Source organism: Streptomyces sp. NBC_00390 (assembly GCF_036057275.1).
Lineage (GTDB): Bacteria > Actinomycetota > Actinomycetes > Streptomycetales > Streptomycetaceae > Streptomyces.
The window spans coordinates 2,709,496-2,722,498 of sequence record NZ_CP107945.1 but is presented as its reverse complement, the minus strand read 5'-3'; the positions used below and the strand labels follow the sequence as shown (position 1 = coordinate 2,722,498).

9 protein-coding genes are annotated in these 13,003 nt (G+C 69.6%); 5 read left to right on the top strand and 4 right to left on the bottom strand.

What is annotated here, in order from left to right; all coding sequences use genetic code 11:
- The first annotated feature begins 150 nt into the window (after nucleotides 1-150).
- The 4 genes from OHS70_RS11210 to OHS70_RS11195 all read left to right on the top strand — a co-directional run bounded on the left by OHS70_RS11210 (nucleotide 151) and on the right by OHS70_RS11195 (nucleotide 3,370).
- Entirely contained in the window at nucleotides 151-795 is a 645-nt protein-coding gene (locus tag OHS70_RS11210; protein ID WP_328396277.1) for a DUF6230 family protein, read from the top strand.
- A gap of 103 nt (nucleotides 796-898) precedes the next feature.
- Nucleotides 899-1,444 carry a DUF6114 domain-containing protein gene (locus OHS70_RS11205; RefSeq protein WP_328396275.1) on the top strand — a complete coding sequence of 182 codons (546 nt, stop codon included), beginning with the start codon at nucleotides 899-901 and terminating at the stop codon, nucleotides 1,442-1,444.
- The gene (locus OHS70_RS11200; RefSeq protein ID WP_328396273.1) at nucleotides 1,434-2,747 is read left to right on the top strand and encodes a hypothetical protein; all 1,314 of its coding nucleotides are present in this window, start codon (nucleotides 1,434-1,436) and stop codon (nucleotides 2,745-2,747) included. Before OHS70_RS11205 ends, OHS70_RS11200 begins: the two co-directional genes overlap by 11 nt.
- A gap of 116 nt (nucleotides 2,748-2,863) precedes the next feature.
- On the top strand, nucleotides 2,864-3,370 hold the full coding sequence (locus OHS70_RS11195) for a hypothetical protein (RefSeq protein WP_328396271.1): 507 nt from the start codon (nucleotides 2,864-2,866) through the stop codon (nucleotides 3,368-3,370).
- Nucleotides 3,371-3,430: 60 nt separating this feature from the next.
- Here OHS70_RS11195 and OHS70_RS11190 read toward each other — a convergent pair whose 3' ends face one another.
- The gene (locus tag OHS70_RS11190) at nucleotides 3,431-7,423 is read right to left on the bottom strand and encodes a hypothetical protein (protein WP_328396269.1); all 3,993 of its coding nucleotides are present in this window, start codon (nucleotides 7,421-7,423) and stop codon (nucleotides 3,431-3,433) included.
- Between the two features lie 305 nt (nucleotides 7,424-7,728).
- Here OHS70_RS11190 and OHS70_RS11185 point away from each other — a divergent pair, with 305 nt between their 5' ends.
- On the top strand, nucleotides 7,729-7,971 hold the full coding sequence (locus OHS70_RS11185) for a hypothetical protein (protein ID WP_328396267.1): 243 nt from the start codon (nucleotides 7,729-7,731) through the stop codon (nucleotides 7,969-7,971).
- A gap of 145 nt (nucleotides 7,972-8,116) precedes the next feature.
- Here OHS70_RS11185 and pyk read toward each other — a convergent pair whose 3' ends face one another.
- From pyk to pta, 3 genes are all read right to left on the bottom strand, one after another.
- A complete protein-coding gene (pyk, locus tag OHS70_RS11180; protein WP_328396265.1) occupies nucleotides 8,117-9,547 on the bottom strand; it encodes a pyruvate kinase in 1,431 nt (476 codons plus the stop codon).
- Nucleotides 9,548-9,654: 107 nt separating this feature from the next.
- Nucleotides 9,655-10,881, bottom strand: a complete 1,227-nt coding sequence (locus tag OHS70_RS11175; protein WP_328396263.1) for an acetate kinase — start codon at nucleotides 10,879-10,881, stop codon at nucleotides 9,655-9,657.
- Nucleotides 10,878-12,959 (bottom strand): phosphate acetyltransferase, encoded by a 2,082-nt coding sequence (pta, locus tag OHS70_RS11170; RefSeq protein WP_328396261.1) that lies wholly within the window; start codon nucleotides 12,957-12,959, stop codon nucleotides 10,878-10,880. Before pta ends, OHS70_RS11175 begins: the two co-directional genes overlap by 4 nt.
- Between the last annotated feature and the right edge of the window lie 44 nt (nucleotides 12,960-13,003).

Here is a 13,003-nt window from a genome sequence, read left to right as displayed (position 1 = left end):
TGTCGCTCGGGGGTGATCGCCAGTGTTTCGGACGCACCAAGCGCCTGAAAGTACAGGCGCTCTCCTTCCCGAGGACGTAGCACTTCTCCCATCCCAGGTCGGGCCCCGCAGGTCCGGACCGGAGATGTACGTCCGAGAAGGAGGAAAGTCATGGAGTCAATGGCTCGTGGTGGAACCAGATGGAAGCGGTTCGCCCTCGTCATGGTGCCTAGCGTTGCCGCCACGGCAGCGATAGGCGTCGGCCTGGCACAGGGTGCGCTCGCCGCGTCCTTCAGTATTTCTGGCCAGGAATTCAAGGTTGAGGCCGACAAGCTCGAAGGCACCAAGTTCGTTCAGTACGGCAGTATCGCCACGGGCAAGACGCTCGAGGGCAAGGACTTCGCGGCTCCGGTCGCCGTCTCCGGGTTCAAGACTGCCAAGATCACGAACATGTGTCAGTCGGTCGTGACGCCCAACGTGCCGTTCATCGGCAACGTGAGCCTCGAGCTGACCGCCGGCCAGGACCCGAAGAACCCGGTTCTCGCCGAGGACATCTACCTGGATGTCTCGGACCTCGAGGCCGACGCCGAGTTCCGTCAGATCGACATCGGCGTTGCCGCGGGCTCGCTGGCCAAGAAGGACGGTGACCCGGGCATCCAGCCGGGCACCAAGGCCAACCCGTACGGCTTCGGCCAGCGTGCCGACACGGCGGTTCTGACCGGTGTGAAGCAGAAGGCGTGGGCGACCACGGCCGGAACCTTCAAGCTCTCCGGTCTGAAGATGAAGCTGCACAAGGGCGTCAAGGAGTGCTTCTAGAGGCTGATGCTTCTGGACGGGCGGGGACTCCGCGAGCCCCCGCCCGCTCCGCCACCTCTCCACCCTCGTTTGAGCACGACCGCTTTCCAGGGAGCTGTTTTCCATGAGCGCCGAGTCCACTGGTTCCCGCGGATTCACCTACTGGCGACTGCGTTTCCGTGCGTGGCGTCGCAGCCGGCCGTTCTGGGCGGGTCTGTTCACCATGTTCGGCGGCGTACCGATCGCTTACCTGCCGTACGCCGACGTCCGGCTCGGCAATCTCACGATCGCCATGGCCACCACCGCCGGTGCCGGCTCGCTCATCATCGGTGTTCTGCTGGTCACGCTGGGCATGACGATGTGGTTCCACACGGTCGTCCGTGTATTCGCCGGTGTCGCTGCGATCGTGCTTGCGCTGGTTTCCCTTCCGGTGTCCAACATCGGGGGATTCCTTGTGGGCTTCCTGTTCGCCTTGTTGGGTGGCGCTCTCTCGATCTCCTGGATGCCCGGCCCGCCTCCGAGCAAGGCCGCCAAGCAGGGTGCGAACACTGCACAGGACGGCGATGACGCCGACCCGTACATGGAGGAGCCCCGTCCTGACGAGGGATCCGACCCGAACGTGACCGAAACGACTGCCCACGCCGATGGCGGGAGGAACAGTGCGGGGTGACGAAACACAACAGAGCGCCGCTGACGGCGGTGCTCCTCGGGCGAGAAGCGGGCCCCGTCACGCAGCCCCCAGGAAGTCTCTGCTGACCAAGCTTCAGATGCCCGCGGGCAAGGCGATAGCCCTGGCCGCGATGCCCACAGCCGTCTTCGTCGGTATGGGTCTCACGCCGAAGCTTGCTCTCGCCGACGACAAGGAGATCCCGTTCGCGCCGGGACCGTGCGTGACCCGATCCGACGAGCCTGCCGAGTCCGAGTCGCCGTCGCCGTCGCCGTCCGAGTCGGCAGAGTCGGCCGAGCCCTCGGAGTCCCCCTCCGCGACCGCGAACCCGGACCCTGCGCCGAGTGACACGGCCGCCGGCGAGGAGGAGGCCCCGAAGCCCGCCGAGACGCCGTCCGCCGAGTCGGTCGACAAGGCCGCAGAAGAGGCCAAGGCGCCCGCGCCGGCTCCGACGCCGAGCGAGACCAGGAACCCGCTGGACCCGCTGGGTGTGGGCGACGCGCTCAAGGACCTGTTCGACGGCCCCGACCCGGAGCCGACGGCAACTGCGACGCCTGCCCCGAGCGAGACCGAGCCGGCGGACGAGCCGTCCACGCCTGCCGAGAAGCCGGCTGAAGAGCCTGCCGAGAAGCCGGCGGACAAGCCGGCCGAGAAGCCCGCCGACACGGCGGGCGACACGGTCGACAAGACCGAGGAAGCGATCAGGGACGCCGCCGACAAGGCCGGCGCCAAGGTCGAGGAGCTGGACGAGGACGCCAAGGGTCTCGACGCCAAGCAGGACGAGGACATCCCGGACGGCGCGAAGCCCCGCTTCCCGTGCCCGACCGCGGACCCGGAGGCCCTGGCCGACGCCCAGCTCGAGCCGGGCCGGCCGCTGCTCCCGGACGACCCGTGGATCCTGGAGAGCTCGAAGCTCACCCTGACGGGCCTGGACTACAAGGGCATCGTCGAGGTGAAGACCGGCAGCGGCAAGATCAAGAAGGTGCTGAAGTTCACCGCCGAGGGCGTGGACATCAAGGACCTGCACCAGCTGGTGGTCGGCCCCAACGGCACGACCGCGCACGTCAAGGCTCGTCAGGGCTCCACCTCGACGATCCGCGGCGGCACGGTGACGATGTACACGGAGGAGCTGAAGGGCAACCTCTTCGGCATCATCCCGATCACCTTCAGCCCGAAGTCGCCGCCACCGCTGAACGTCCCGTTCGCGATGTTCACCGACGTGAAGGTCACCCAGGCCGGCCAGTTCGGCGGGAACCTGACGGTCCCCGGCCTGCACAACCACTTCACCGGCGGCAACGCCGGCTGATACCTCCGGGAGCCGCACAAAGGCTGTGGGCCGCACCTCGAACGAGGCGCGGCCCACAGTCGTTCCCGCTCGTCGGGCCGGCGCGTCCGACCGCCTTCTCTGAGATCATTTCAGGCATGGACATCAAGGATGTGCTGGCGGACTACGCGAAGGCTGGCGGGGTGGGCATCCTCAGGCCGGGAGCCGCGCTGGACGACGTCGCCGGCGTACTCGGCCCGCCCGTCGATGCCGACTACTTCCCGAACCCGGAGAAGTCCTGGCCCCGGACCTTCGCCTACGGGGACGTGCGCCTGGAGGTCTGCCGCTGCCGCAGGGTCAAGCAGGTCGCGCTCAGCACCTGGACCGACACCGTGGACGTGCCGACCGGGCAGCCGGGAGAGACGCGGACCATCGCGGCGACGACCACGTTCGCGGACCTGAAAGAGGTACTCGCGTCGGCCGGGACCGACTGGGAATTGTGGGAGCTCCCCAGGGTGAGAAGTCAGTTCACCGTCATCGTCGGCGAGTACCCGCAGGACGTCCACTTCACCTTCCACGTCCCGGACCCCGACGCACCCGACCGCGCCACGCTGCACAGCGCGATCTCGAAAGACCTCGAACACACCTGCCCCGCGGACGCGTAGAACGGACGAGGGCCGGTTCCGCGTTGGCGCGGACCGGCCCCCTTTGGCAACCACTGAGGGTCAGCCGCGGCCGGCCTTCTGCTCAGTGATGATGTTCAGCGCGTCGATCAGGCCCTTCAGCTTGGGCGCGAAGTTCGTCGCGCAGCCGAACTGCAGCGGCCGGCGCTTCTCACCCGGCTTGAGGTTCTCGTTGTACCTCTGGTTGTTGGCGTCCTGGTTGAAGATGGTCATCGCGTCTCTCGTCTTCGCGATCAGATCCTCGCGCATGGCGTCGTCGTCGATGATGGCTTGAACGGTGGCCTTGATCTCGGCCTCGGTCGGGACCTTGCCGTTACTCATACGGAGCGGGACGCCCATGATGCCACCCCGCTCGTGCGTGGTCTGGAGCCCGACCTCCGCACCGTTCAGCAGGTTGATGTGCGCGCCCCTCTTGGTGCACCAGTCCCCGCTGACGGGCGAGACGTGCTTGATACCGCAGAACTTCTTCTTCTTGCCGCCTGCGGCCTTCGCCGACAGGGCTCCCTTGGCACCGGGCGCGGCCTTCGCGCTCCGGGCACCGGGGCTCTGCGCGGCGCCCGGGTACAACTCCGCGGCGTCCAGCACACATTCGGCGATTTCCTCGCCCTTGCGGTACTTCTCGATGATCGACTTGAGGTTCTTGAGGATCTTCTTGCCCCACTGGGCCTTCTCGAAGAACTTCGCGATACCGCTCACGACCGTCACGATCGCCTTGCCGACCGCCGGGATCTTCCCCACGATGAGCGCGAGGCTCGCGACGTCCACCAGTGACCACAGGCAGCTCTCGATGTCGCCCTGCCCGAAGCAGCGCTTGACGTTGTTCACGCCGAGCACCTCGAGCAGGATCTCCCCGCCGTTCTCCGTCACCCAGTCGATGACGGACTTGTTGACTGCCGCCAGCGCTTCGCGGTAGTCGTCCACGCATCTCTGACCGCACTGGGCGCGCAGGATCGCCTCGTCGTCGGCGCTCAGGCCCGGCTCGCGCGGACCCTCGGCGCCCGTGTCACCGCTCTCCATCGCGGCCTTGCGGGCTTCTTCGAGCCGCTTGCGCTCCGCGGCCTCGGCGCGGTCGGCGCTGGTATCCGCGTCCTTGGCCGCCCCGTCGGCATTCTTCGCCGCGGTCTCGGCGGCGTCGGCGTCCTTCTCCGCCTGCGTCGCGGTGTTCCGGGCGCTCGACGCGTCCTTCTCCGCGGCGCTTGCCGCGCCGCGGGCGCTGGACGCATCCCGCTCGGCCTCCGTGGCGTCGCGGTCGGCCGCGGCAGCCTCCGCCTCCGCGTCGTTGGCCGCGAAGCCGGCGTTCATCGCGTCGACGCCCGCCTGCTGGTCGTACTTCTGGGCGCTGGCGTCGGCCTTCTTGGCCGCCGCTGCCGCCTTCGCCGCCTCGGCCGCGGACGCCTTCGCCGCCGCGACCGACTGCAGCGCCTTCGCCGCGTCCGCCGCTGCCGCCGCCGCGGCCTGCGCCGCGATCTTGGCGTCACCCGCGGCCTTGTCGGCCAGCGCCTTCGCCGCGGCCGCGGCCTTCGCGGCCTCGTCGGCCTTGGCCTTGGCCGCCGCCGCCTGCTGCTCGGCATGGGTCTTCGCGCTCTGGCCGACCAGGACCGCGAACGCGGCCGACACATCGGTCTCCTGGTACGGCGCCCCGATCGCGATCGCCTGGTCGGCCGCCTTGGTCACGGCGTTCGCCGCGTCGCGCGCGGCCGTGGCCGCCTGGGCCGCGGCAAACGCGAAACCGGCGGTCTTCGCCGCCCACGCGGCCGTCTTCGCGGCCTCCGCCTGCGCAGCCGTCGCCTCCTGGCGTGCCTTGACAGCCGCGGCCTGGGCCTTCTTCGCTTCGGCCTCGGCGTTCTTGGCGTTCTGCTTGGCCGCCGCAGCGGCATCGATGGCCTCGGCCGCGGCCGCATGCGCGGTCGCGGCGGCGGAGTGCGTCGTCATGTAGGCCGACCATGCGTTGTCCGCTGCCGCACGCGAGCGTGAGGCAGCGCCCTCGGCGCGGGTCGCCGCAGCGCGCGCGTTGACCGCGGCACTTGATGCGTCGTTGGCCGCGGTACGTGCCCGAGTGGCAGCGGACGAGGCGTCGTTGGCCGCACTGCGGGCATCGGTCGCCGCCTCGCGGGTCTCGGCTGCGGCATCGGTGCCCTTGGCCGCCGCAGCGGCAGCCTCAAGTGCCGCCGCACGCGACGCGGTTGCGTTCTTCTCGCGCTCGGCCTCAGCGGCCAGATCGCGGGCCAGGTACGCCTCGGCCTCGGCGTCCTCGGCCTCCTCGCGCTTCTGGGCGGCCAGTGCACCGGCGGTCTCGGCCGTGCCCCGGGCACGCCCCGCCGCATCGCGCTCCGACTGGGCCCGCTGCTCGGCCTCGGCCGCCTTCTCGCGCTCGCGCGCCGCGTTGGCGCGTTCGGCAGCCGCGTTCGCCTTCTCCTTCTCGGCGATCTCGCGCTGCTTCTTCGCCTCGGCGGCGCCCGCCTGCGCGGTCTTCTCCGCGGCCTCGGCCGTCGCCTGCGCGTTCTTCGCCTTGGTGGCGTTGGCGGCGGCTTCCTTGGCCTGGGCGTCGGCGGCGGCAGCGGCAGCCTTCGCCTGGGCGGCGGCCTCCTGGGCGGCGGCCCTGCGGAACTCCGTCTGCAGTGCGTGCGACTGGGTCTTCGCCAGCGCCAGCAGCGCCTGGCTGTCGGCGGCTGTGGCCTTCGCCGCGTTGGACGCGGTCAGCGTGGTCTTCGCGGCCGCCTGAGCAGCGGCGTACGAGGCCTTCGCCACCTGCACCGACTGCTGCGCGTGCATCAGACCGCGCCCGCGCGGCAGCTTGGCCGCATCGGAGATCGCCCACGCCGCGCTCTGCGACGCGGACGCCTTGTCCGAGGCGGTCTTCGCCGCGGCCACGGCCTTGTCGGCGATCGTCACCTGCGCGGCGGCGGCGTTGCGTGCGGCCGTGAGGTCCTTGGCGGCCTGGGTGAACACGGCCGGCTTGGGCTTGAGGATGCTGTCCGGCCGGGCCGCCCAGTACTTCTGGAAGAACAGGATCTGGTCGGCCTGCCAGGCCTGCCGGATGGCCTCCACCATTGCGTCGGTGGCGACCCGGAGTTGCTTGTTGACCGCGCTCTCGGCGGTGACGATCTCGCCGCGCTGCTTGCTCTGGCCGGCGTACTCCGCCTCCCACTCGGTGTGGGCCTCGACGACGACACCGGTGAGCGCACGGTAGTGGTCGACCGGGTTGCTGCTGTCACAGCCCGCCCAGGCGATCTTGAGCGACTCGACCTCGGCCCGGAACTCCGCGGTCCCGGGTTCCGGGGCCTTCTTGAGGAAGCCACCGAAGCGGAGCACCGTGGCGACATCGTTGGCCGACCCCGGCGAGCCGTTCTCGCCGTTGTGCAGGCCCACGACCTCGTCCCTGGCCAACGGCTTGTAGGCCGTGCCCCAGTCGTCGCCCTCGGTGTCGAAGGCGGCGATGACCTCCTTGGCCTTGTCGAGGGACGACTTGCCCGGCCTGGGCGTCGGGTCGTCCCCGATCTTGTGGGAGAGCTCGCGCGCCCTCCGGGCGAAGGTGATGATCTCCTCGCCGAACTCAGGGGCGTGGAAGTCCCGGCCGCCCGAGCTGTTCGTGTGCGCGTACGGCTTGTTGGTCTCGTTCAGCTTGGCCTGGCGGGCATTGAAGGCGTCGCCGTATGCACCGGCCGCCGCCTCGTCGCGCTCCCGGGCCTCACCCAGAGGTCCGGAGATCCAGTACCAGTTGTTCCACGCGGCCTTCACGTCCGCGTCCGTGCCCGAGAGGGCGGTGCTGGCCGCGGCCTTCATCTCGGGGCCGCCGTAGTGCACGACGCGCCCCACCCGGCAGCGGTCGTTGCGGGCATCGGCGCCCAGACTGATCCTCAGCGTCCGCTTCCACGGATCGGCCGGATCGTCCCCCGGTTCGTCGGCCTGGGCGGGCACCGCGTACATCAGGCCCGCCAGGATCGATGACGCGGTGAGCAGCGCCGTACCGGCGACTCCCCGTGTCCATGCCGCGTGCCGCGCACGCCCGCGTCTCGCCAGCAGTCTTCTTCGCACTTCTCAGCCTGTCTTCTCGGCAAAAGGTCGGCCAAGGAGGGAAGTACGCATGGCAGCACCAAGGCGCCCGTCAAGCATGACGGGATGTCAACTGAGTGCTGATGAAGTGGATTTCATTGGCGCGCAGGTCGAGCGCGCGTCCCCCGCCTTCCCCCCGAAGGCGGCTCGATCATCGCACGGCGATTCCGCTATCGGAAGATGCTTTTGGGGCGAGAGTTGCTGGAGTGAAGCTTTGAGGTTGTGCGCATACTGGGGACCATGAGCGACCCCGTCGAGCCGTGCACCGTGACCGCGGTGCACAAGCCGTGACGGCCGTCGTGAACGGGATCACCCGCCTCACGTCCGACACCTTCCGCCTGACCGTCGAGCGGGACGGCGTCGCGGAGCACTGCACGTTCCACCGCACAGGGGAGGGACTGCTGTCCGGTGTCCACTGGGTCGAGCCCGTCGAACTGCTCTGGGACTTCGCACCTTTGAGGGCACTGAACAAGGCAGCCCTCCGTATCGCGCAGGGGGAGGACGTTCCTCTCCCGCTGACACTGGGCTGACCCACGGGCGCCCGGCGGACACTCGTTCGCCGGGCACCAACCCGTGGTCGTGAGGATCAACCGGGAGCGTTCCGCGGTGACGGTCGAGAGGGCGGCCCCGGCATCCCTGCCGAAGGCCGCCCTCGTCATGTGCGAGCAGGCCGCGTCAGCTGTGCGTCTCCCCGCCCAGGTGGTGCACCCGCACCATGTTGGTCGTGCCGGGGACACCGGGGGGCGATCCCGCCGTGATGACCATGATGTCGCCCTCGTTGTACCGCTGGAGCTTCAGCAGTGCCGCGTCGACGTGGTCCACCATCGCGTCCGTCGTCTCCACGAACGGCGCGAGGAAGGATTCCACTCCCCAGCTCAGGGTCAGCTGGTTGCGTGTGGACTCGTCGGTCGTGAAGGCCAGGATCGGCTGCTTGGCGCGGTAACGGGACAGCCGACGGGCCGTGTCGCCGGACTGGGTGAAGGCCACCAGGGCCTTGCCGTCCAGGAAGTCGGCGATCTCGCAGGCCGCGCGGGCGACCGAGCCGCCCTGGGTGCGCGGCTTCTTGCCCGGGACCAGGGGCTGCAGGCCCTTGGCGAGCAGTTCCTCCTCCGCCGCGGTGACGATCTTCGACATCGTCTTGACCGTCTCGATCGGGTACGCGCCGACCGACGACTCCGCGGACAGCATGACCGCGTCCGCGCCGTCCAGGATCGCGTTGGCGACATCGGACGCCTCGGCACGCGTCGGGCGGGAGTTGGTGATCATCGACTCCATCATCTGGGTCGCCACGATCACCGGCTTGGCGTTGCGGCGGCACAGTTCGATGAGGCGCTTCTGCACCATCGGGACCCGCTCGAGCGGATACTCGACGGCCAGGTCGCCGCGGGCCACCATCACCGCGTCGAACGCCGCCACGACGTCGGCCATGTTCTCGACGGCCTGAGGCTTCTCGACCTTGGCGATGACCGGGACCCGGCGGCCCTCCTCGTCCATCACCTTGTGGACGTCCTTGACGTCATCGGCGTCGCGGACGAATGAGAGGGCGACCATGTCGCAGCCCATCCGCAGCGAGAACCGCAGGTCCTCGACGTCCTTCTCGGACAGGGCGGGGACGTTGACCGCCGTGCCGGGCAGGTTGATGCCCTTGTGGTCGGAGATGACACCGCCCTCGATCACGATGGTCTTGACCCGCTGGCCGTCGACCTCGGTGACCCGCAGTTCGACGTTGCCGTCGTTGATCAGGATCTGGTCGCCCTTGGAGACATCGCCGGGCAGTCCCTTGTACGTGGTGCCGCAGATGGACTTGTCCCCCGGGACGTCCTCGGTGGTGATGGTGAACTCGTCACCCCGCACCAGCTCGACGGGGCCCTCGGCGAAGGTTTCCAGACGGATCTTGGGACCCTGGAGGTCCACCAGCACGCCCACGGCGTGGCCGGTTTCCCCGGACGCCTGGCGGACGCGGTGGTACCGCTCCTCGTGCTCAGAGTGGGTCCCGTGGCTCATGTTGAAACGGGCCACGTTCATGCCGGCCTCGATGAGCGCTTTCAGCTGCTCGTAGGAGTCGACGGCGGGGCCCAGTGTGCAAACGATTTTGGAACGGCGCATAAGGCGGATCCTATCGGTTTGTTTCGTCGCGGAATATTCCGTCTGGTGGAATGTACAAATGGGCGGCCGACCGCTCAGGCGTTCAGTAATTCATTTCAGATCACATTTCAGGCTTTCACCAGCTCAAAGGTCTGCCGGGCGATCTCCAGTTCCTCGTCCGTGGGGACCACGGCCACTGCCACCCGTGCGTAATCCGCCGAGATCAGCCGCGGTTCGTCCGACCGCAGGGCGTTCCGCTCGGCGTCCAGGACCAGTCCCAGCTCCTCCAGGCCGGCGATGGCGGCCTGGCGTACCGGTGCCGCGTTCTCGCCGACCCCGGCCGTGAACACGACCGCGTCCACCCGGCCGAGCACCGCGTAGTAGGCACCGATGTACTTCTTCAGCCGGTGGATGTAGATGTCGAAGGCCAGCCGCGCCCGCTCGTCGCCCTCGTCGATCCGGCGGCGGATCTCCCGCATGTCGTTGTCACCGCACAGACCGACCAGACCGCTCTTCTTGTTCAGCAGGACGTCGATCTCGTCCGCCGACATTCCGGCCACCCGCTTGAGGTGGAAGGTGACCGCCGGATCGATGTCACCGGACCGTGTGCCCATCACCAGCCCCTCCAAGGGGGTGAGACCCATCGAGGTGTCCACGCACCGGCCGGCCGCGACCGCCGACGCCGACGCGCCGTTGCCGAGGTGCAGCACGATGACGTTCACCTCGGACGGGTCCTTGCCGAGCAGGGCGGCCGTACGGCGCGAGACATACGCGTGCGAGGTGCCGTGGAAGCCGTAGCGGCGGATGCGGTGGGCGTCGGCCGTCGCCACATCGATGGCGTAACGCGCGGCGTGCTCCGGCATCGTGGTGTGGAAGGCGGTGTCGAACACCGCGACCTGCGGCAGGTCCGGGCGCAGTGCCTGGGCCGTACGGATACCGGTGATGTTCGCCGGATTGTGCAGCGGTGCCACCGGGACCAGCCGCTCGATCTCCGCCAGCACCTCGTCCGTGATCACCGTGGGCGCGGAGAACCGCAGACCGCCGTGCACCACCCGGTGGCCGATCGCCGCGAGCTCGGGCGAGTCGAGGCCGAGCCCGTCGTGCGCCAGCTCCTCGGCGACCGCCTTCAAAGCCGCGTTGTGATCGGCGATCGGCCCGGTGCGCTCGCGTTTCTCGGCGCCGCCGCCGGCCAGCGGAGTGTGCACCAGGCGGGACGTCTCCTCACCGATCCGCTCGACGAGACCGATCGCGAGCCGGGAGTTGTCGCGCATGTCCAGCAGTTGGTACTTCACCGACGACGAGCCGGAATTGAGGACCAGGACGCGGGTGGGGGAGGCGGATGCGGAGGCGGTCATGCGGGCAGCTCCTCACCCTGGGACTGGATCGCGGTGATCGCGACCGTGTTCACGATGTCGCTGACGAGCGCGCCGCGCGACAGGTCGTTGACCGGCTTGCGCAGACCCTGCAGCACCGGGCCGACCGCGACGGCGCCCGCCGAACGCTGTACGGCCTTGTACGTGTTGTTGCCGGTGTTCAGGTCCGGGAAGATCAGCACCGTCGCCTGCCCGGCCACCTCGGACTCCGGCAGCTTGGTGGCCGCCACCGACGGATCGACGGCGGCGTCGTACTGGATCGGGCCCTCGACCCTCAGGTCCGGGCGGGCCGTGCGCACCAGCTTCGTCGCCTCGCGCACCTTGTCCACATCGGCGCCGGAGCCCGAGCTGCCGGTGGAGTACGACAGCATCGCGATGCGCGGCTCCACGCCGAAGCGGGCGGCGGTCGCCGCCGACTGGATCGCGATGTCGGCCAGCTGCTCGGCGTCCGGGTCCGGGTTGACCGCGCAGTCGCCGTACACCAGCACCCGGTCCGCCAGGCACATGAAGAAGACCGAGGAGACGATCGCCGCCTCCGGCTTCGTCTTGATGATCTCGAAGGACGGGCGGATCGTCGCGGCCGTGGAGTGCACGGCCCCGGACACCATGCCGTCGGCCAGGCCCTCCTCGACCATCAGCGTGCCGAAGTAGTTCACGTCGGCGACCACGTCGTACGCCAGCTCCTCCGTCACGCCCCGGTGCGCGCGCAGCGCCGCGTACCGCTCGGCGAAGCCCTGGCGCAGCTCGGAGGTCTGCGGGTCGATCAGCCGGGCCCCGCTCAGATCGATGCCGAGGTCGGCGGCCTTCTTGCGGATCACCTCGGTGTCGCCGAGCAGCGTCAGATCGCAGACGTCGCGGCGCACCAGCACATCGGCGGCGCGCAGCACCCGCTCCTCGGTGCCCTCGGGCAGCACCACCCGGCGGCGGTCGGCCCGCGCCTGCTCCAGGAGGTCGTGCTCGAACATCATCGGCGTGACCCGGCCGCTGCGCGCCACCGCCAGGCGGGCCAGCAGATCGGCGGTGTCCACATGGCGCTCGAACAGGCCGAGCGCGGTCTCCGCCTTGCGGGGCGTGGCCGCGTTCAACTTGCCCTCGAGGCCGAAGAGTTCGGCGGCGGTGGGAAAACTGGTGCCGGACACGAGGACCACCGGCGTGCCGGGGGCGAGACGTGCGGCGAGGGTGAGGATCTCCTGGCTCGGCCGCTCGTTCAGCGTCAGCAGCACACCCGCGATGGGCGGAGTGCCCGCGGAGTGGGCGGCGAGCGCGCCCACGACCAGGTCGGCGCGGTCGCCCGGGGTGACCACCATGCAGCCGGGGGTCAGGGCGGTCAGGAAGTTCGGCAGCATCGCACCGCCGAAGACGAAGTCGAGGGCGTCGCGGGCCAGGCCCGAGTCGTCGCCGAGCAGCACGGTGCCGTCCAGCGCGTGGGCGATCTGGGCGACGGTGGGGGCGGCGAGCGCCGGGTCGTCGGGCAGGACGTAGCAGGGCACGGGGAGGCGGGCCGCGAGCCGCTCGGCTATCTCCTCGCGTTCCTCGGGCGCGACCCGGTTGGCGACCATGGCGAGGACATTGCAGCCCAGGGCCTCGTACGCGCGGCAGGCGTTACGGGTCTCTGCGCGTACGGACTCGGCGGGCTGGTCCTTGCCGCCGACGACCGCGATCACGGACGCGCCGAACTCGTTGGCGAGCCGGGCGTTGAGCGCGAGCTCGTCGGGGAGCTGGGTGTCCAGGTAGTCGGTGCCGAGCACCAGGACCACCTCGTACTCCCTGGCCACCCGGAGAAACCGCTCGACGAGCCGGGAGACCAGTTCGTCGGTACCCTTCTCCGCCTGCAGGGCCGCGGCTTCCTGGTAGTCCATGCCGTACACGGACGCCGGGTCCTGCGAGAGGCGGTAGCGAGCGCGCAACAGGTCGAACAGGCGGTCGGGGCCGTCGTGGACCAGGGGACGGAAGACGCCGACCCGGTCCACCTGGCGGGTCAGGAGCTCCATGACCCCCAGCTCGACCACCTGCCGGCCGTCCTTGCGGTCGATCCCGGTCACGTACACGCTGCGCGCCACGCGTGCTCTCCCGTCCACTGCGTCGTCGGTGATTGAGTGTGCAC